The 19,735-nt window shown below is 44.3% G+C and carries 14 protein-coding genes; 10 read left to right on the forward strand and 4 right to left on the reverse strand.

Annotation, left to right across the window (positions count from 1 at the left end):
* Positions 1-60: 60 nt before the first annotated feature.
* On the reverse strand, positions 61-1,608 hold the full coding sequence (gene leuA, locus R7R78_RS08350; protein WP_005379685.1) for a 2-isopropylmalate synthase: 1,548 nt from the start codon (positions 1,606-1,608) through the stop codon (positions 61-63).
* Between the two features lie 519 nt (positions 1,609-2,127).
* Between leuA and R7R78_RS08355 the strand changes: the two genes are divergently transcribed.
* From R7R78_RS08355 to R7R78_RS08390, 8 genes are all read left to right on the forward strand, one after another.
* Positions 2,128-2,925, forward strand: a complete 798-nt coding sequence (locus tag R7R78_RS08355; RefSeq protein WP_225473410.1) for an SH3 domain-containing protein — start codon at positions 2,128-2,130, stop codon at positions 2,923-2,925.
* Between the two features lie 152 nt (positions 2,926-3,077).
* Positions 3,078-3,626, forward strand: coding sequence for a phosphatase PAP2 family protein (locus R7R78_RS08360; RefSeq protein ID WP_005379690.1), 549 nt, complete (start codon positions 3,078-3,080; stop codon positions 3,624-3,626).
* Positions 3,627-3,629: 3 nt separating this feature from the next.
* Positions 3,630-4,676: an MJ1255/VC2487 family glycosyltransferase gene (locus R7R78_RS08365; protein WP_005379691.1), complete on the forward strand. Its 1,047-nt coding sequence runs from the start codon at positions 3,630-3,632 to the stop codon at positions 4,674-4,676.
* Positions 4,677-5,231: 555 nt separating this feature from the next.
* Positions 5,232-6,191: a LysR family transcriptional regulator CalR gene (calR, locus tag R7R78_RS08370; protein ID WP_005379693.1), complete on the forward strand. Its 960-nt coding sequence runs from the start codon at positions 5,232-5,234 to the stop codon at positions 6,189-6,191.
* A 293-nt stretch (positions 6,192-6,484) separates the two neighbouring features.
* Positions 6,485-8,293, forward strand: a complete 1,809-nt coding sequence (locus R7R78_RS08375; protein ID WP_137281686.1) for an AMP-dependent synthetase/ligase — start codon at positions 6,485-6,487, stop codon at positions 8,291-8,293.
* Positions 8,294-8,742: 449 nt separating this feature from the next.
* Positions 8,743-10,467 (forward strand): acetolactate synthase 3 large subunit, encoded by a 1,725-nt coding sequence (locus R7R78_RS08380; RefSeq protein WP_005379695.1) that lies wholly within the window; start codon positions 8,743-8,745, stop codon positions 10,465-10,467.
* Between the two features lies 1 nt (position 10,468).
* Positions 10,469-10,963, forward strand: a complete 495-nt coding sequence (gene ilvN, locus R7R78_RS08385) for an acetolactate synthase small subunit (RefSeq protein WP_005379697.1) — start codon at positions 10,469-10,471, stop codon at positions 10,961-10,963.
* Positions 10,964-11,073: 110 nt separating this feature from the next.
* Positions 11,074-12,954, forward strand: a complete 1,881-nt coding sequence (locus R7R78_RS08390; RefSeq protein ID WP_005379698.1) for a GGDEF domain-containing protein — start codon at positions 11,074-11,076, stop codon at positions 12,952-12,954.
* Between the two features lie 54 nt (positions 12,955-13,008).
* Here the strand turns inward: R7R78_RS08390 and R7R78_RS08395 are convergent, their stop codons facing one another.
* Both R7R78_RS08395 and pykF read right to left on the reverse strand, forming a co-directional pair.
* Entirely contained in the window at positions 13,009-13,695 is a 687-nt protein-coding gene (locus tag R7R78_RS08395) for a GntR family transcriptional regulator (protein WP_225473412.1), read from the reverse strand.
* Between the two features lie 157 nt (positions 13,696-13,852).
* Positions 13,853-15,265, reverse strand: a complete 1,413-nt coding sequence (gene pykF / locus R7R78_RS08400) for a pyruvate kinase PykF (RefSeq protein WP_005392243.1) — start codon at positions 15,263-15,265, stop codon at positions 13,853-13,855.
* A 433-nt stretch (positions 15,266-15,698) separates the two neighbouring features.
* Between pykF and R7R78_RS08405 the strand changes: the two genes are divergently transcribed.
* Together R7R78_RS08405 and glmS are read left to right on the forward strand one after the other, a co-directional pair.
* Positions 15,699-16,460 carry a DeoR/GlpR family DNA-binding transcription regulator gene (locus R7R78_RS08405; RefSeq protein ID WP_151514452.1) on the forward strand — a complete coding sequence of 254 codons (762 nt, stop codon included), beginning with the start codon at positions 15,699-15,701 and terminating at the stop codon, positions 16,458-16,460.
* A 110-nt stretch (positions 16,461-16,570) separates the two neighbouring features.
* Entirely contained in the window at positions 16,571-18,403 is a 1,833-nt protein-coding gene (gene glmS / locus R7R78_RS08410; protein WP_033906046.1) for a glutamine--fructose-6-phosphate transaminase (isomerizing), read from the forward strand.
* A gap of 82 nt (positions 18,404-18,485) precedes the next feature.
* Here glmS and R7R78_RS08415 read toward each other — a convergent pair whose 3' ends face one another.
* Positions 18,486-19,568 carry a glycerol dehydrogenase gene (locus tag R7R78_RS08415; protein WP_005487429.1) on the reverse strand — a complete coding sequence of 361 codons (1,083 nt, stop codon included), beginning with the start codon at positions 19,566-19,568 and terminating at the stop codon, positions 18,486-18,488.
* Between the last annotated feature and the right edge of the window lie 167 nt (positions 19,569-19,735).

A 19,735-nucleotide genomic window follows, 5' to 3' on the forward strand; every position in this document is an offset into this window, starting at 1 on the left:
TTTTGAGCTTAATTATTTCAACGAGCGTGTTCTTTCCTGAGCCGTGTAGCCCGGTTGTTATTACACAGTCGCAATCTTTTTCTGCTTCATTTCTTCGATTTTATCTGCACGATGAATGCTGTTAATAACGTGCAATAATGCTTGGCCGGAAGCCTCAACGATGTCGGTGGAAACACCCGTACCGTGGTATTTGCGACCTTTGTAGTTGGCAATGATGTCTGCTTGACCCAAACCATCTTCACCTTCACCTTTCGCGGTTAGGTCGAATTTATCCAGAACGATGTCGTAGCCTGTCACGCGGTAGATACATTGGTATAGCGCATCAACTGGGCCATTACCGACCGCTGCTTCACACATTTCTTCATCACCGCATTGCATTTTGATGCTGGTGGTAGCCATTACGCTGCCAGACTGCACGCTTAGGTAGCTCAATTTGTAGAAGTCATCTTCTTCACGCAAGTTCGAGAAGTGCATTAGGGCTTCTAGGTCGTAATCGAACACTTGGCCTTTGCGGTCAGCAAGTTTCAAGAAATCCGCATACAGTGCGTCTAGGTTGTACTCGTCTTCGTTGTAACCCATGGTGTCCATATGGCTCTTCACGGCAGCGCGACCGCTGCGGCTGGTTAGGTTCAGAGCTTGGTTTTTTAGGCCAATAGACTCAGGGGTCATGATTTCGTAGGTATTCTTATTCTTCAACATGCCATCTTGGTGGATGCCTGAAGAGTGGCTAAACGCATTTGCACCCACAATTGCTTTGTTGCTTTGAATAGGCATATTGCATAGCTGGCTAACCAACTTACTGGTGCGGTGAATTTCATCATGCTTAATGCCAGTGTGAACGCCCAAAAACTCTTGACGAGTCTTGATGATCATTGCGATCTCTTCAAGTGAACAGTTACCCGCTCGCTCTCCAATGCCATTGATCGTGCCTTCTATCTGACGTGCGCCAGCTTGAACGGCGGCAATAGAGTTGGCAACTGACATCCCCAAATCGTCGTGACAGTGAACGGAGATGATCGCTTTATCAATGTTCGGAACGCGGTTAAATAGAGTTTCAATAATCCCACCAAACTCACTTGGTACGGTGTAGCCAACGGTATCTGGAATGTTGATTGTACTCGCACCTGCATTGATGGCGGCTTCTACCATGCGACATAGGTTGTCGATTGGAGTACGACCAGCATCTTCACAAGAAAACTCGACATCATCAGTGTAGTTACGTGCATGTTTAACGGCGTTGACTGCCATTTCTAGTACATCGTCGTAGCTGCGGCGTAGTTTGTCTTCTACGTGAATGGTGGAAGTGGCTAAAAACGTGTGGATACGGAATTGGTCAGCCACTTTTAATGCTTCAGCGGCAGCATCAATGTCTTTCGCAACGGCACGCGAAAGGGCACAAACTCGACTGTTTTTTATGTTTTTTGCGATGGTTTGTACAGACTCGAAATCACCTGGTGAAGAGATTGGGAAGCCAGCTTCGATAACATCAACGCCGAGTCTTTCCAGCGCATAGGCAATCTGCAGTTTTTCTTTAACCGTCAAGCTTGCTGACAACGCTTGCTCGCCATCACGCAATGTGGTGTCGAATATAATGACCTGATCGTTCATGTTTGCTTCCTTCCTGATTTCTGCACTTTCGCGCAAGTGAATCGTTTACTTCCAGTATTTAGATATAAAAAAACCCGCATTCTCATGCGGGTTCTTAGAAATTGGTGTGGTTATTTTTCTTCCACAGCCTACCCGCGCGAACTGGTCACGATCAGGAGGAGGCTAAGCAGGATAGAAAAATGAGCTGACATAGTTGTTAAGCTTTCCACATAATTAAGTTAACAAATTAGTACCGCACTCCATGAAGCGCGTCAACCCTAAAGTCGATTTTTTATTCATATCGGATGAGTCTTTTCGTTTGCTTGAAAAAAATGATGCACTAAGTGAAACAACATGATGCGATAGAAACGTGCTAGAAGAAGTAAGTTCTCATCAAGTTTGCGACGTTTCATTACCGAAACAAGCATCGGGATTGCGACTTGTCACACAAAGGTCCGAATTGTTTGGCAAAAGTTTTGAATGACCATTTATAGTAGTGCAGTTGCACTAGGTAAAAGAAATATAAGGGTTAGGGAAAGAATGAGGTTAACAAAACAATTTGGACGTTCAGCCATAGTACTTACTCTGGTCAGCTTGTCGGGTTGTCAGCTGTTTCAATCGCAGACCTATGTGGAAGTGGCTTCCCCCGTTGTTATGAATGATCACTCACAGAGCGTCATGGTCATCAATGATCAAATGGATCGATTTTTGAGTTATGAAGGACGCGAATCGTTCTTGAATCAGATGCTTGTTGCCCTTGAGTCTGACAGCCGAAATAAGTTTAAAGGTAAAGATCCGGAAACGTATTCTTGGTGGAAGATCCGTGTCCAGCCTAGTGAGAAACAGCAAGCGGAAGTTTTCCGACCAACCACTGAAGGTGTCGATACCTCAAACCCAGTAGAGTTTATGGATGTCTCTTACCGCTCTAAGACCACATTAAACCTACGCTCCAAACCGAGTCTTGAAGGGGCAAAGCTTGGCGTATTATCGAAAGGGGAAGTCTTTAATGTGCTAGCAAAAGTGGTTGATCAACCTTGGTTTCTCGTTGAACAGAAAGGAGTGATAAAAGGTTATGTCCATAAGGATTATGCGCGCAGCAATGTGATAAATCGTGACATTTTATCTACTCAGCCTAACCCTCTACTAGAGCCTAACTCGAGTAAAACGGAGAAAACGAGTATAGAGCATGAACTGTCGGGAAACTATACTTGCCGCTCACTGAGCTATGAGCTTACAAAAGATGGCGACATTACGACAGGCTCTTTGCGCGCCTGCCGCAAGAAGAGAAAAGTCTGGTATATAGACACCCCTCAACCGCAACCATCAAACCGTTCTTAATGTTCTATTTTTATGGTTATGCCCAATAGATAAATTGTTGGGCACACCTTAATTTGGCCTTTGTCATTAATTGTCCAAACTCCCGTCATGCTGTTGTCACCTAAACCTCCTACTTTTCACACAAAGGCGTTGTCAAAGTAAGGAAAGGTCACATGCGAACCATAGAGACAATTACACAGCCAATTGCAACCATTGCTAAGTTTGATTTAGCGCTCTCTAGTGTTTGTCTTAAGCACCGTTTTAATCAACAAGTCGCCAATATCAGTAAAGGAGTTTCCCACAGTGGTGACGGGCATCTTTACTTGGTGTTGGGGTTATTAGCTTGGTATTTAGATAAGGAGCAAGGAGTCTGGTTTTTACTGGCGGGTTTACTTGCTTTTGCTATCGAGCTACCAATTTATTGGACGCTGAAAAATAGTTTTAAGCGTCGTCGCCCTGAAGAGCTTAGTGCACTCCTTCCTGCTTTTATTACCCCCTCTGATCGCTATAGTCTTCCTTCAGGACACACTGCCGCTGCGTTTGTCATGGCGACGCTGATTGACCATTTCTATCCGAGCCTAGGCGTTGCTGCATTCTTTTGGGCAAGTTTAATCGGAACCGCGCGAATCTTATTGGGTGTGCACTTTTTTACCGATGTCATCATTGGTGCACTGCTTGGCAGTCTCTGTGGTGGATTAGCGATTGCGATGTTAGGAGGCTAATTGATGAAAATCTTGTACGGTGTTCAAGGGACAGGAAACGGACATATTGCACGCGCAAGGGCGATGAGTCATGCGTTTAAAGAGCACGATGTTGAGGTCGACTTTTTGTTTTCTGGGCGAGCGCCGGAAAAATACTTTTCAATGGAAGCATTTGGCGATTACCAGACTCGCCGAGGCTTCACCTTTATTACCGAAAAAGGCTCTGTAAACTACGCGAAAACAGCATTGAATAACAATTTGGTGCAGTTTTTCAAAGAAGTTAAGCAACTCGATCTGTCGTCCTACGATCTTATCATTAATGACTTCGAACCTGTGACTGCGTGGGCAGCGAGACAGCAAAATAAGCCTTCTATTGGTATCAGCCACCAAAATGCTTTCCGTTATCCGGTGCCACTAAAGGGAGCAAGTTGGTTAGATAAATCCGTCATTGAATACTTTGCGCCTTCTCAACACCACCTTGGTTTGCATTGGCATCATTTTGATCAACCTTTGTTACCACCGATAGTGCATACCGTCGATAGCCAAGCAGAAAACGACGACTTCGTGTTGGTGTATCTACCGTTCGAATCGATTGAAGATATCTCAGACTTATTGTTCCACTTTAATCAACAAGCGTTTATCTGTTATCACCCGGATGTGATCGAATGTGAGCAGGTAGAAAACATAGAACTGCGCCCTTTATGCCACAGCAACTTCCAGCATCATTTGCATCGCTGTAGTGGTGTCATTGCTAATGGTGGGTTTGAGCTTCCTTCAGAAGCCTTGTCTTTGGGGAAAAAATTGTTACTAAAGCCACTCGCGGGTCAATTCGAGCAGCAGAGCAATGTTGCGACCTTAGAAGATTTAGGGCTTGCGATGTCGATGGAGAGCTTAGACATTTCCGCAGTACGCCAGTGGCTAAAGGAGCAACAAGCCGAAAGTGTGAAATACCCAGATGTTGCTCAGGCTATTGTTCATTGGGTACTGCAAGGTGCATGGGATTCAAAAGCAGAGTTATCCAGACAGCTGTGGGAGCAGGTTGATTTTCCAAGTTACGTGTCGAACATTTAAGTACGTTGTTCTAAGTACATTGTTCCTTCCATTTTTGACACGATTTTGTTGCAGCCTTTCTGTTTGGAAGGCTGCATTTTTATTCTTCCTCTCTCATTTCTATTCAGTGTGTATTTGCTGATAATTTGACTGATAAGTGCAAAATTCAATCAGAGATATAGCTGCTATATGTTGTTCCTATCCCAACCAATAACCGAGCTAAATGCATGCTTGTGTTAACCACCTGTCCTATCAATTTGCTAAATACGTCCTCAAAGAATGCATTTTTACGTGTTTTATAGTTTTTTATGTTTTTATCAAGCTTTTGTTATTTAACGAATAAATACCTAATTGGCTAAAATTTACTGATTAAATATCAATCTAGTTGCGAAACCGCAATCGATTAGTTGATAGTACAGTTCGAGCCGGAAGTATCCGGACGATAAATATAATAAAAAGTTAGGTTATCTATTCGTAAAATGATTCGAATCCAGCCGCCGTCTTTTGTGCGAGATGGGATTCTATTCGTTATGAATTTAATGAACAAAGTTGACGATTACAAAAGAGGCGCACTCAATGTTAGAGAAGAAAGACGCGATGAGCGCAATTGCTAGCTACCGTATGGAAAGCACTTTGCGTGGTGTAGATTTAAACCTACTGACTGTATTTGATGCTGTAATGCAAGAGCAAAATATTACTCGTGCAGCACATAACCTAGGCATGTCTCAGCCGGCGGTAAGTAACGCCGTGGCACGCTTAAAAGTGATGTTTAACGACGAGCTATTCATGCGCCAAGGCCGTGGTATTCAGCCTACGCAACGAGCACGTCAACTGTTTGGCCCTATTCGCCAAGCACTACAGCTGATTCGCAATGAACTTCCTAGCTCTGTATTCCAACCAGAATCTTCGACTCGCTTATTCAAGCTTGCGATTTGCAGCCCTTGTGACATGCGTTTTGCTCCGAAGATCATGGCAAAAGTGAATCAACAAGCACCAAACGTTCAGCTTCACCTAGATGCAGAATTTGACCGTTTGTTGTCTGAGCGTATGCGCTACCAAGAAATTGATTTCGTGATCGACTACGCTCGTTTTGATGAGCAAGGTTTCTCAAGCACTGAAATCTTCAAAGATGAATTAGTGGTTATCGCATCAAAAACACACCCACGCATTCAAGGTGGTGTGACGGCTGAGCAACTGCTTAACGAAAAGCATGCGAAGTTATCGAAAGTGCATGGCCAACGTAGTTTCTCAGAGCAAGCGTACCGTGAACTGGATTGCCAAGCGGCGTATGAAGGTTCTAGTTTAAGCAACCTACTATACGTGGTGGGTCAATCTGAGCTTGTGACTATTGCACCACGTTGGATGGCGGAAAATGCGGTAAACAGCGATCAACTGCAAATTCTTGATTTTCCATTTGCGAACAAAGAAATCAGCGGTTTCTTAAGCTGGCATGAATCAAGTGAAAAAGATAAAGGCCACATTTGGCTACGCGATCAACTGATGATCACTTGTGGTGAAGTCGTTGCCGCAAAATAAGATGACGTTTGGTCTTCTCGATTAGACCATATTGGTAATCATCAATTTTTACAATTCATTGGTCCCCGAGCGATTTTTGTCTCTCGGGGCTTTTTGTTTTCGTAATCAACAATCGAAACAGTAAGTTAAATGGAGTAATCATTCAGCAATTTGAGGTACGTTCGCGACGTATAAGTGATAGTTGTCTCTTATTAGTGATAAGTTTGATACTGGTCAGTTGCGTTTTAGCAAGCCGTGAGTACACTTGTTCGCTCAATTAGCTTACGCCTGTAAGCCAAAAGGTAAGTAAAAGAATGGCCAAGTTAGATTTTCATATCGTTAAACGTATTCGTGAACAAATTGCGAACGGTGGTACACGCGTTGCACTCAAGCATAAAGTGGGTGAGGAGTGGCAAGGTATTACGTGGACGCAATTTGGTCAGCAAGTTGATGCTTTATCACTTGCACTTTTGGCTCAGGGATTAGGAGTCCAAGATAAGATCGGCATTTTCTCGAACAACATGCCGCAATGGACGATCGCTGATATCGCAGCACTGCAATTACGCAGCGTGACAGTACCTATTTACCCAACCAATACTGCCGCCCAGTCGGCGTACATCATTAACAATGCAGACGTCAAAGTTCTGTTTGTTGGTGAACAGCCTCAATTTGATGCAGCAGTGAGCATTTTCGACCAGTGCGAACAGTTAGAGCTCATTGTTGCGATGTCTGATGATATAGAACTTGGCGATCATGATTTCGTTATCTCTTGGCAAGCATTTGTTGCCAAAGGCGACACTACATATCAAGTTGAATTGGACGTGCGTTTAGATCAGGCAAAAGAAGATGATCTACTCACGCTGATCTACACCTCGGGTACAACAGGCCAGCCAAAAGGCGTTATGTTGGACTACGCAAACATTGCGGCGCAATTGGAAGGGCACGATCAGCGCTTGAGCCTTTCTCAAAGTGACGTGTCATTATGTTTCCTTCCGTTGTCACACGTATTTGAGCGCGCTTGGACTTTTTATGTATTGTACAAAGGGGCGACCAACTGCTATTTGCAAGACACCATGCAAGTACGTGATGCACTGAGCCAGGTGCGACCTACCGTGATGTGTGCCGTACCGCGTTTCTATGAGAAGATCTTCTCTGCGATTCACGAGAAAGTGTCTCGCGCGCCGATTCATCGTAAGATCATGTTTACTTGGGCAGTCAACATGGGCGCAAAAATGGCCGCTTGTCATCAAGAAAAACGTCAGCCATCGCTCTTGCTGCGTAAGTCATACGCTTTGGCGGATAAGTTGGTTCTGAGCAAACTGCGTGCGCTACTTGGCGGGCAAATCAACTTTATGCCTTGTGGCGGTGCAAAGTTGGATGAAACCATCGGTCGATTCTTCCATGCGATTGGTATCAACGTTAAGTTGGGCTACGGCATGACTGAAACCACGGCGACAGTATCGTGTTGGGATGATAAATGTTTTAACCCCGACTCTATTGGTATGTCGATGCCTGGCGCACAGGTTAAGATTGGCGAAAACAACGAGATTCTGGTTCGTGGTCCAATGGTGATGCGTGGCTATTACAAAATGCCAGAAGAGACGGAAAAGACCTTTGATGAGCACGGTTTCCTAAAAACGGGCGACGCTGGTTACATTGATGAAAATGGCAACTTGTTCATCACCGATCGTATCAAAGAGTTGATGAAAACTTCAGGTGGTAAATACATCGCTCCACAAATGATTGAAGGTGCGATTGGTAAAGACCACTTCATCGAGCAAATCGCAGTCATTGCGGATACTCGTAAGTTTGTTTCTGCGCTTATCGTGCCTTGTTATGACTCGCTAGAAGAGTACGCGAAAGAGCTGAATATCAAATATCACGATCGCGTTGAGTTGATTAAGCACCACCAGGTGGTCGAAATGCTTGAGAAGCGTGTGAACGATCTTCAAAAAGAGTTGGCAAAGTTTGAACAAGTGAAGAAGTTTAAACTGTTACCAAGAGCTTTCTCTATGGATGATGGTGAGTTAACGCCAACTCAAAAACTTCGTCGTAAAGTCATCAATGACAAATACCAAGATGAAATTGAAGAAATGTATAAGGAAAAGTCGGATAAAAAGTAACTTAAGCTGACTTAGATTTTATATTGATGAAAAAATCCCCAGTGATGTGATCGCGCATTGCTGGGGATTTTTGTTTGTATTGATTTTTTCTGTTTTTCTCGTCAAATAACGCTATTTCGCACCCTATAGCTAAAAGCTTATGAAATAATGTTCTTTTTTTGAGCGTTAACTTTTTAGGTTGTACTGTGAAATAGGAGATGTGTGGCTGCTATTCCTACTAACATTCTAATTACTAGTATCTTGTTTAAAAAGTAGATCAATCTCTCATTAGACCCTTTGATAATAAAACGTTACATTTGTTGGGTAACCTTGCGGGATGTTATGACGAACGCAAGACATAGCCGAAAACGTGGAAGTATTTCGATTAGGCTACGAATAAGACCTAGACTATGTAAAACCAGACCAATCCGTTGACCTTACGGTGAGGAAACTGGCTAAGGAGAGCAATTATGACAGCAATGTTGTCAGGCGCAGAGATGGTGGTTCAATCTCTGATAGAAGAGCACGTAGAGCAGATCTTTGGCTACCCAGGTGGCTCTGTTTTGGATATCTACGATGCACTGCATGCCAAAACCGATCAAATCAAACACGTACTTGTAAGGCATGAGCAAGCCGCCACTCATATGGCAGATGGTTACGCTCGAGCTACCGGTAAACCGGGTGTCGTACTTGTGTGCTCGGGGCCGGGCGCGACCAATACCATTACTGGTATTGCCACGGCTTATATGGACTCTATCCCAATGATCGTTATCTCGGGTAACGTACCGAATAGCCTAATTGGTAATGATGCTTTCCAAGAGTGTGACATCGTCGGTGTCTCCCGCCCAGTGGTCAAACACAGCTTTTTAGTAAAAAAAGCGGAAGATATTCCTGAAACAATCAAAAAAGCGTTTTATATCGCGACTACAGGTCGACCTGGTCCAGTTGTGATTGATTTGCCAAAAGATGTAATGAACCCGCAAATCAAACTGCCTTATCAATATCCAGAAACGCTTTCAATGCGCTCTTACAAGCCGACAACTTCGGGCCATAAAGGCCAGATTAAAAAAGCGCTTAAATCGCTATTAGAAGCGAAAAAACCAGTGCTTTATATCGGTGGTGGTGCGGTGATTTCTGGCGCCCATGAACATATTTTAGAGCTTTCCGACAAACTGAACCTACCCGTTGTGAGTACTTTGATGGGCTTGGGGGCATTCCCGGGTACACATAAAAACTCACTGGGCATGTTGGGTATGCACGGCACTTACGAAGCTAATATGGCAATGCATGAAGCGGATCTTATTTTTGGTATCGGTGTGCGTTTTGATGACCGTACAACCAACAACCTTGAAAAGTACTGCCCAAACGCAAAAGTGATGCATATTGATATCGATCCGTCATCGATCTCGAAAAACGTGAAAGTGGATTTGCCGATCGTAGGTTCTGCGGAAAAAGTGCTGACAACCATGCTCGGGCTGCTTGCAGAGCAAGGTAGTGGAAATGATCAAGATGCTATCACCGCATGGTGGGACGACATTCAAGTATGGCGTGACCGCAACTGCTTGTCTTATGAAACGTCTCCAGAACGAATCAAGCCACAGCAAGTAATTGAAACGCTGCACAAGCTAACTAATGGTGACGCATATGTGGCGTCTGATGTGGGCCAGCATCAGATGTTTGCGGCGCTGTACTACCCATTCAATAAGCCGCGCCGTTGGATAAACTCTGGTGGTCTTGGCACCATGGGATTTGGTCTTCCGGCTGGCATGGGCGTGAAGTTTGCCATGCCACAAGAAGAGGTCGTGGTTGTGACTGGTGACGGCAGTATTCAGATGAATATTCAAGAATTGTCGACAGCCATGCAATACGACATTCCGGTGAAGATCATCAACCTGAACAACCGATTCTTAGGCATGGTAAAACAGTGGCAAGACATTATTTATCAAGGTCGTCACTCTAATTCTTACATGAGTTCTGTTCCTGACTTTGCAGCGATTGCAGAAGCTTATGGTCACGTCGGTATTCGTATCGAAACGCCTGATCAGCTCGAAGAAGGGCTACAAAAAGCGTTGGATATGAAAGATCGTCTGGTGTTTGTGGACATCAACGTAGACGAAACCGAACACGTATACCCGATGCAAATCAAAGGTGAGGGTATGGATAAAATGTGGCTAAGCAAAACGGAGAGAACTTAATATGAGACACATTATTTCATTGCTATTGGAAAACCAACCGGGTGCGTTGTCTCGTGTTGTTGGTTTGTTCTCTCAACGTGGTTACAACATTGAATCTTTGACGGTATCACCGACTGATGATGAAACCCTGTCGCGAATGAACATTACCACGACATCTGATGAGATGCAGTTGGAACAAATTCAGAAGCAGTTACACAAACTGATCGATGTGCTGAAAGTACAAGAAGTCACCGAGTATGAGCACATTGAGCGTGAACTGATGATGGTGAAAGTGAAAGCCAGTGGTTTTGCGCGAGCAGAAGTGAAGCGGACGGCAGACATCTTCCGTGGCCAGATCGTGGATGTCACGGCTTCCCAATACACCGTACAACTTGCGGGTACGAGTGAAAAGCTAGATGCCTTCATTCAAGCGATATCCGAAGTGACCGAAGTTGTCGAAGTTGCTCGCAGTGGTGTCGTTGGCATTGCGCGAGGAGAGCGAGCCCTCAAACCTTAACTCTCTGATTGCATATAGAAAAGCCACTTAATCTAAGTGGCTTTTTTGTTTAGAAAATAACAATTAATGATATAATTGTCGTTTTAGTAAGCATGATAGGCATTAGACGTGTGAAAGTACCTAAGCGAGTCGGCACCTTATTGGCGACAGCACTATTTTTTAGTGCACTCACTGCCGCTTACTACTATCAGAAATATCTGACGTTGTTAGAAAACAATGTTGAGAACACCGCTCAAGAAGCGTTACATCAATTGGCCTATACTGGCCGTGAATACAGCAATATTCAGGATCAAATCGAAACGATCAGTGACCTACTTGGTCACAGCCAAAGTCTGTATGAATATCTGCGCCAACCTAACCGGGTGAACCGTTCCATCTTAGAAGACATGTGGATCTCGGTCGCAATCAATCAAAAGTTGTATAAGCAAATTCGCTTTCTTGATGTTTCTGGTCGAGAAAAAGTGAGGATTAATTATGAGATTGAAACAGGCGCTGCGTTGCCCGCGATCAAATTGCAAAATAAGTCAGAGCGAGATTACTTTCAATTCGCTAAGAACTTAGACGATGGCGAAATCGCTTCGTGGGGGATAGGTTTAGAACGAGAGTATGGCGAGTTAGTCTATCCCTATAGCCCGTCACTGCGTATTTTGATGCCTATTTCGCTTAACGGAAAGCGCGAAGGGTATCTTGTGCTTAATGTTGATATTGACTATTTATCCTCTCGACTCAACTATTCGTCAGTGCTTGATTTCCATATTGAGCTGATTAAGAGTGACGGATTTTACATTGATAGCCCTAAATCAGCTCGTTTGTATGGCCATATAATTCCCGCTCGCTCTCAATTTAATTTTGGCCGGATGTACCCAAACATTTGGCGTAGTTTAAATTCAAAAGATTCGGGCTATGCTTACAATGGTTCGAATTTGGTCGCGTATCGCACCATCCAGTTTGTTTCTAGCGAACCTCTTCATCTGGTTATTGATCTTACCAATGAGCAGTTATTATCCCGAGCTCAGAGGGATATTGATGACTTAATCCAAGAAGCGTTTTTTGTTCTAAGTTTGGTGCTCGGCTTCACTTTGCCGACGGCAGCCCTTGCTCTGCATTATCGGCGTCATAGTATGGAATCGAAGTTGGCTCGAGCTGCTCTTGATGGTATGACTGCGGTGATGATCTCGGATGCTTCACATAGAATCATCATGGTTAATCAAGAGTTTGAAAATATGATGGGTTACTCAACCAAGCATGCCCAAGGTTGGAGTGCACATCATTTAATTCTCTTACCTGAAGATCTCGAAGCAAACCTGAGTATCTGGAAAACACTGAAGAGTGAACACGTATGGGAAGGGGAGATTCGTTGTCGAACTAAGTTTAATCAAGTCTTTACTGCAATAATGCGTATTCAGGCGAATTTAACCAAATCAGGTAAAGTGAGTTATTACATTACGTCGCTGGTGGATATCTCTGGGCAAAAAGAGTTAGAAGAAAAATTACGAAACCTAAGCGAAAAAGATGGCTTGACGGGGTTGTGGAACCGCCGAAAATTTGAAGAGCAATTGGCGCAATATGCGGGGATTATTGAACGCTATCCTGATAGCCCTCCTGCTTGTTTGGCGTTGTTTGATATTGACCATTTTAAGCGTATTAATGACGAGCTAGGCCACGACGAAGGAGACAAGGTGATTTGTAGTGTCGCAGAAACCCTCCTAGAAGAAGTCCGCAGCACAGACTTTGTATCTCGTGTCGGTGGTGAGGAATTTGCAGTGATCATGCCGCATACAACACTAGAAGAGGCTGAAATTGTATTGAACAGGCTACGTGTCGCGGTTCAAATGCGTAGTGATAGAGGCATTACTGTCAGTGCTGGGTATAGTGATTTAACCTCTGATCGTACAAGAACGTATAAATGTGCTGATATTGCTTTGTATGAGTCAAAAAGTGCAGGGCGTAACTGCGTATCGCTGTGTCATAGTTATGATGATATTGCTTAGTGCTTTTACAAAAACGAAAAAACGGGGATAGACCCCCGCTTTTTAGTCTCAGCGTTATTCGCTAGCCAGTATGCGACATTGGTTGTCGATGGCGGCTTCGATACACTGTATTGACTGTCTCAAATAACGCTCTAGATAACCTAAAGCATCCTGACTCTTTTTGTCTAGCGATGCCTTCATCAGTATTTCTTGCTCATCGAGATTACAGTGCCCAGGGTTCCCTGTGCCTAAAATCTGCATCGCGAAGTATTGGTAGCGTTTAATTTTCGTGAGTAGATCGCGGAAAAACCCAAACATATTGACAGAGCCAGCACCTTCAAACAGCGCAGTAAGAAACTGATTTTGGCGCTCTTCCCATTCCCTCCAACAAAAGCTTTCGCCAGGTTTTACTCGGGATAACTTGTGATAAGCAGTTAGTACATCCAGTTCCCATTTTTCATCGCCAATCATAATTGCCTTACTGAGTAAGCATGCGGAGACCATTTGCAGGCTTTCGTACAAGTCATGTAACTCATCTTTACATACAGGTGCAACCCAGCAGCCTTTTTGCGGCTCGAGTTTGACGTATTTGCTCCAAGATAATTGCACCAATGCTTCTCGAATGGGTGACGCTCCTACGTTGTACTTCTCTTTGAGTTCGGCAACCACGAGTTTTTGACCTGGTTTAAGCTCGCCATCGAGAATATCCTGACGGATCATTCTTAATACTTTGTCGGTAAGAGTGGGACTAGACACATACACCTCATAGAAACTTTAATCGTGACGATAAAATTAAACAGTACGAAATTCTGATAGAGGTAAATAATACAATTAGCCTATTATGAGAGCAAGAAAGCCATATAAAAAAGGAGGGCATAAGCCCTCCTTCTCAAGAAACTGAAGTGTTAAAAGTTCAGTCTTATAGCACGTGTACAGAAGCTGTGTTCGTAGTACCTGAAGCAACTAGAGCGCCAGAAACCATAACAACGATATCGCCTTTGTTACCTAGACCTGATTCTAGAGCAAGTTCTTTACCCGCTACGTAGAATGCGTCAGTGCTTTCGATTGAATCAACAACTACAGGAGTAACACCTTTAGTTAGAACTAGCTGTGCAGCAGTTTTCTTGTTAGTTGTTAGCGCTAGAATGTTTGCAGTTGGGAAGTACTTACGTACTGAACGTGCAGACTTACCGCCTTCAGTTGCAACAACGATAAGTGGAGCAGCTAGTTTCTCTGCTGTGTCTACTGCGCCTTTACATACTGCTTCAGTGATGCGTAGACGTGGGCTGTCTAGACGAGAACCTAGCTCAGCTTTTAGCGCTGAATCAGTACGGTTCGCGATTTGAGCCATGATAGTTACCGCTTCAACAGGGTATTTACCTTTCGCCGTTTCACCAGAAAGCATTACTGCGTCAGTACCGTCCATTACCGCGTTAGCAACGTCGCCTGCTTCCGCACGAGTAGGACGTGGGTTGTTGATCATAGAATCAAGCATTTGAGTTGCTGTGATAACCATCTTACGTGCACGGTTACACTTCTCGATCATCATTTTCTGAGCGAAGATTACTTCTTCAGCTGGGATTTCAACACCTAGATCACCACGTGCAACCATGATGCCGTCAGAAAGCTCTAGGATCTCGTCGAAGTTATCAACACCTTCTTGGTTTTCGATCTTAGAGATGATGTGGATGTTCTCGCCGCCGTTTGCAGCAAGTACTTCACGGATTTCTTGAACGTCAGACGCTTTACGGATGAAAGAAGCTGCTACGAAGTCAACGCCTTGCTCACAACCAAACTTAAGGTCGTTCTTATCTTTTTCAGATAGTGCAGGTAGGTTTACAGAAACGCCAGGAAGGTTAACACCTTTGTTTTCGCCTAGTGCACCGTTGTTAAGAACTTTACATTTAACTTCAGTTTCCGTCTTAGAGATAACTTCCATCTCGATTAGACCGTCGTCTACTAGGATAGTGTTACCTACGTTTAGGTCTGCTGCGAAACCAGCGTAAGTTACTGCAACTTTATCTTTGTTACCTACAACTGAAGTGTCAGTTGTGAAAGTGAATTCTTGACCTGCTACTAGATCAACATCGTTACCGCCTTCTAGCTTGATAGTGCGGATTTCTGGACCTTTAGTATCTAGAAGAATTGCTAGTGGTTTGCCAGTAGCTTCCATTACTTTACGGAAGTTCGCGATACGAGTGCCGTGTTCTTCGTAGTCACCGTGAGAGAAGTTAAGGCGCATTACGTTCATGCCTGCGTTAACTAGTTCAGTTAGCTTCTCTACAGATTCTGTTTTAGGGCCAATCGTACATACGATTTTGGTCTTTTTCATGGAAGATACTCTCCGGTAAGTATAGTTACAATTTGAAAGTCGGTTATTTACTCTGAAGTCAGGACGTTTTTGATGACATTTAGTACCTGTCACCCACCGATTTTTCGTCTCATTATTAGAACTTCAGATTCTGAAAGTCTTTCACCAAGTTTAGTCATTTTATGACTAAAAGATCGGCGATTTTGGTTACCTTTTTGTGACTAATCCCACTTTATATGCAGAAAGTTGCAAAAAAATAGCCTTCAATTCTGTAATTTTTTTTCTTTTCGGTGGCGAATTCTACCACTGAATGAATCCAATATCACTGTTTAAGAATTGTCTTAGGACAAGGTTTTATCGAGAAATATTAATTTTTTGGATCGAAATAAATGGACTTAAAAGTTTCGGTTTGACTATAATAAGTTTCACATCGAAACTTAAAATCAAAACTTAAATGTCGAAACGAAATACTCAATTAAGAAGACACGCCATTTCTAACTTGGTTTCTGAACTAGGAGAAGTCAGCGTTGATGAACTTGCTCAGAAATTCGAAACCTCAGAGGTCACGATTAGAAAGGATTTAGCTTCTTTAGAGAAAAACGGCCAACTTCTACGCCGCTATGGCGGTGCGATTGCTATCCCAAAGGAAGTCATTCACGAAGAATTGGGCGCTAATGTTTCGACTCGAAAGTTAAGCTTAGCAAAAGCAGCAGCATCATTGATTCGCGATCATAATCGCATCGTGATCGACAGTGGCAGCACGACTGCCGCGCTGATTCAACAGTTGAATGACAAACGTGGCTTAGTGGTCATGACCAACTCGTTGCATGTTGCTAACGCCCTAAATGAATTAGAGAGCGAACCGACACTGCTGATGACTGGCGGTACTTGGGATACGCACTCAGAGTCCTTTCAAGGCAAAGTAGCCGAATCTGTATTACGAGCTTACGACTTTGACCAACTATTCATCGGTGCGGATGGCATCGATCTCGAGCGTGGAACCACGACATTTAATGAATTGGTTGGCTTAAGTAAGGTAATGGCAGAAGCGTCACGTGAAGTGATCGTAATGATCGAGTCCGAAAAAGTCGGCCGTAAGATCCCAAACTTAGAGCTCGCTTGGCATCAAGTTGATGTGTTGGTGACCGATGCAGATATCCAAGCAGAGCATAAAGTACAGATTGAACAACATGGCGTGAAAGTCATTTGCGCCTAATAATGTAATCAGTTTCATATTTTACTTCCCTCTGGATAAAGGCCTTTGCTTGCTGCCTCTATTTGAAATCATGGCTAGGGAAGAACAAAACTACAAACGGAGATAAACACATGTGTGGAATCGTAGGTGCAGTAGCACAACGAGATGTTGCAGAAATTTTGGTTGAAGGTCTACGCCGCTTAGAGTACCGCGGTTACGACTCTGCTGGCGTTGCGGTTGTTGATGGCGAATCAAACCTAACGCGCGTTCGTCGCTTGGGTAAAGTACAAGAATTGGCTGATGCAGTAGAAGAAGCAAAAGTGATCGGCGGAACTGGTATTGCGCACACTCGTTGGGCGACGCACGGTGAACCTTCTGAAATCAATGCTCACCCACACATGTCTGGTGATATCGCAGTGGTCCATAACGGCATCATCGAAAACCATGAAGAGCTGCGTGAGCTGCTTCAATCTCGTGGCTACGTGTTTGAATCGCAAACGGATACAGAAGTTATCGCACACATGGTTGAGTGGGAACTTCGTACTTCAGAAACGCTATTAGAAGCGGTACAAAAAACAGCAAAACAACTTGAAGGCGCATACGGCACGGTAGCGTTGGATCGCAAAGATCCTTCACGCATCGTAGTAGCGCGTTCAGGCAGCCCGATCGTGATCGGTTTTGGTGTGGGTGAAAACTTCCTAGCGTCTGACCAACTTGCATTACTCAACGTTACGCGCCGTTTCATGTACCTAGAAGAAGGGGACGTAGCAGAAATTACTCGCCGTGAAGTCACTGTGTTTGATGCAACGGGTGAGCCAGTTGAGCGTGAAATTGTTGAATCTAATGCAGAGCATGATGCAGGTGATAAAGGCCAATACCGTCACTTCATGCAAAAAGAAATCTATGAGCAACCTAAAGCGTTGATCAACACAATGGAAGGTCGTATCACGGCAGACTCTGTTGTGACAGACGCGATCGGTGTGCACGCGGCAGACATTCTAAGCAAAGTAGAACACGTACAAATCGTCGCGTGTGGTACGTCTTACAACGCAGGTATGACGGCACGTTACTGGTTTGAAGACATTGCTGGCGTTAGCTGTGATGTAGAAATCGCGTCTGAGTTCCGTTACCGCAAGTTTGTGACTCGTCCAAACAGCCTATTGATCACGTTGTCTCAGTCTGGTGAAACCGCTGATACCCTAGCAGCACTTCGCCTAGCAAAAGAGAAAGGTTACATGGCGGCGATGACCATCTGTAACGTAGCGGGTTCCTCTTTGGTTCGTGAATCAGATTTTGCATTCATGACTCGCGCTGGTGTTGAAATCGGTGTGGCTTCAACTAAAGCGTTCACGACTCAACTTTCTGCACTACTTATGTTGGTAACGGCACTGGGTAAAGAGCAAGGTCGCATCAGCAAAGAGAAAGAAAAAGAGATTGTTGAAGCGCTACACGCACTTCCTAAGCAAATCAACGCGGCACTTTCTTTCGAGAAAGAAATTGAAGCACTAGCAACGGATTTTGCAGACAAGCACCACACATTGTTCCTAGGCCGTGGCGAGTTCTACCCAATCGCGATGGAAGCGTCTCTAAAACTGAAAGAGATCTCGTACATCCACGCAGAAGCGTACGCGGCGGGTGAACTGAAACACGGTCCTCTGGCTCTAATTGATGCTGACATGCCAGTTGTTGTGGTTGCACCAAGCAACGACCTACTTGAAAAGCTAAAATCAAACGTTGAAGAAGTGCGTGCGCGTGGCGGCCTTCTATACGTATTCGCAGATGCAGACGCAGGCTTCGAAGGCGATGAAACAATGAAGATCATCACAATGCCTCACGTTAGTGAAATCACGGCGGCGATCTACTACACCATCCCAATGCAGTTACTGTCTTACTACGTAGCACTGATCAAAGGTACGGACGTAGACCAACCACGTAACCTGGCGAAAGCGGTAACGGTTGAGTAATTACGCTTAACAGCAAAAATCCAAGCGGCACATGCGAGAGTATGTGCCGCTTTTTTATTTAAGCCCACTTTAAGGGGGTGAGTTATTGACCCAACTGGTGAGCGGTTAGAATTGCAGAGTAGACATTTTCTGCCGTCACTGGGAATGGCATATTGTGGATGGTTTCTCCCTCGGCCGTTGAAGCTTCGGCGACCTCGCGCAACTTAGCGTGATTAAGCTCTTTAACGCCCATATCAAATAAGTTGGTTGGTAGACCTACAGAGCGGCAGAAGGCGAGAACCGTATTAATCTCTTCCATCGCTGCGTTTTCTAGCACCAATTGAACAAGTGTGCCGAACGCGACTTTCTCACCATGATAGAGATGATGACACTCTTCAAGCTTAGTTAGGCCGTTATGAATAGCGTGAGCACCTGCCAGGCCACTGCTTTCAAAACCGATACCGCTTAGGTATGTATTGGCTTCAATAATATTTTCTACCGCTTTGGTGCTCACACCATTTTCTACCGCAGCTTTTGCTTTTAAACCATCTTCAAGCAAGGTTTCATAGCAAAGTTTCGCAAGAGCTTGCGCTGAACGTGTCGCTAAACCACCAGCCATTGTTGCCTTACCAGAGGTCATGTTGGCTCTGGCTTCAAAGTAGGTGGAAAGCGCGTCACCCATCCCCGATACCAGTAGGCGAACAGGGGCTTTGGCGATGACTGATGTATCCATGATGACCATGTCTGGGTTTTTAGGGATCATCAAGTATTCCGCAAATTCACCTTCTGGTGTGTATATCACCGCAAGAGCAGAGGTTGGCGCATCAGTCGAGGCAATCGTAGGAACCACCACGACAGGAATTTTGGTGTAAAACGCAACGGCCTTTGCTGTATCTAACGTTTTACCGCCACCAATACCGACAATGACATCATGTTTTTGAGTCGCACAAATGTCCGTGATGCGTTCAATCTCAACGCGCGAACATTCGCCACCAAAAATGTTCATAGTGAGTGGAAGCTTTTCGTCAGCAAAGCTTTGCTTGACGTCATCACCAACCAGGTTAGTCACGAACTCATCGGCAATTACTAACGGACGTTCACCCAATGTTTTCACATAGTGAGCGATAGATGTAAGTACTTGTTCACCTTGGACGTATTTGCTTGGGCTGATAATAATTTTGTCCATAATTCAAACCTTTAACCTTTTTTATGTGTGTTTTGGACTGCAATGAATATCCATTGTAGGGATAAGGTTTATATTAGGTTTGGTGTGGTAAGTGGTGAAGGATATCTCTGGTTTTGTTCCATGCTTTTATGACCTCTGTGTCAAACCGACTGTCAGAAGTAATAAGC

The sequence above is a fragment of the Vibrio sp. 2134-1 genome, from assembly GCF_033339495.1.

Excerpts from the sequence above, each read along its gene's own strand:
- leuA (WP_005379685.1), bottom strand. The coding sequence starts at position 1,608 with ATGAACGATCAGGTCATTATATTCGACACCACATTGCGTGATGGCGAG.
- R7R78_RS08355 (WP_225473410.1), top strand. The coding sequence starts at position 2,128 with ATGAGGTTAACAAAACAATTTGGACGTTCAGCCATAGTACTTACTCTG.
- R7R78_RS08360 (WP_005379690.1), top strand. The coding sequence starts at position 3,078 with ATGCGAACCATAGAGACAATTACACAGCCAATTGCAACCATTGCTAAG.
- R7R78_RS08365 (WP_005379691.1), top strand. The coding sequence starts at position 3,630 with ATGAAAATCTTGTACGGTGTTCAAGGGACAGGAAACGGACATATTGCA.
- calR (WP_005379693.1), top strand. The coding sequence starts at position 5,232 with ATGTTAGAGAAGAAAGACGCGATGAGCGCAATTGCTAGCTACCGTATG.
- R7R78_RS08375 (WP_137281686.1), top strand. The coding sequence starts at position 6,485 with ATGGCCAAGTTAGATTTTCATATCGTTAAACGTATTCGTGAACAAATT.
- R7R78_RS08380 (WP_005379695.1), top strand. The coding sequence starts at position 8,743 with ATGACAGCAATGTTGTCAGGCGCAGAGATGGTGGTTCAATCTCTGATA.
- ilvN (WP_005379697.1), top strand. The coding sequence starts at position 10,469 with ATGAGACACATTATTTCATTGCTATTGGAAAACCAACCGGGTGCGTTG.
- pykF (WP_005392243.1), bottom strand. The coding sequence starts at position 15,265 with ATGAAAAAGACCAAAATCGTATGTACGATTGGCCCTAAAACAGAATCT.
- R7R78_RS08405 (WP_151514452.1), top strand. The coding sequence starts at position 15,699 with ATGTCGAAACGAAATACTCAATTAAGAAGACACGCCATTTCTAACTTG.
- glmS (WP_033906046.1), top strand. The coding sequence starts at position 16,571 with ATGTGTGGAATCGTAGGTGCAGTAGCACAACGAGATGTTGCAGAAATT.
- R7R78_RS08415 (WP_005487429.1), bottom strand. The coding sequence starts at position 19,568 with ATGGACAAAATTATTATCAGCCCAAGCAAATACGTCCAAGGTGAACAA.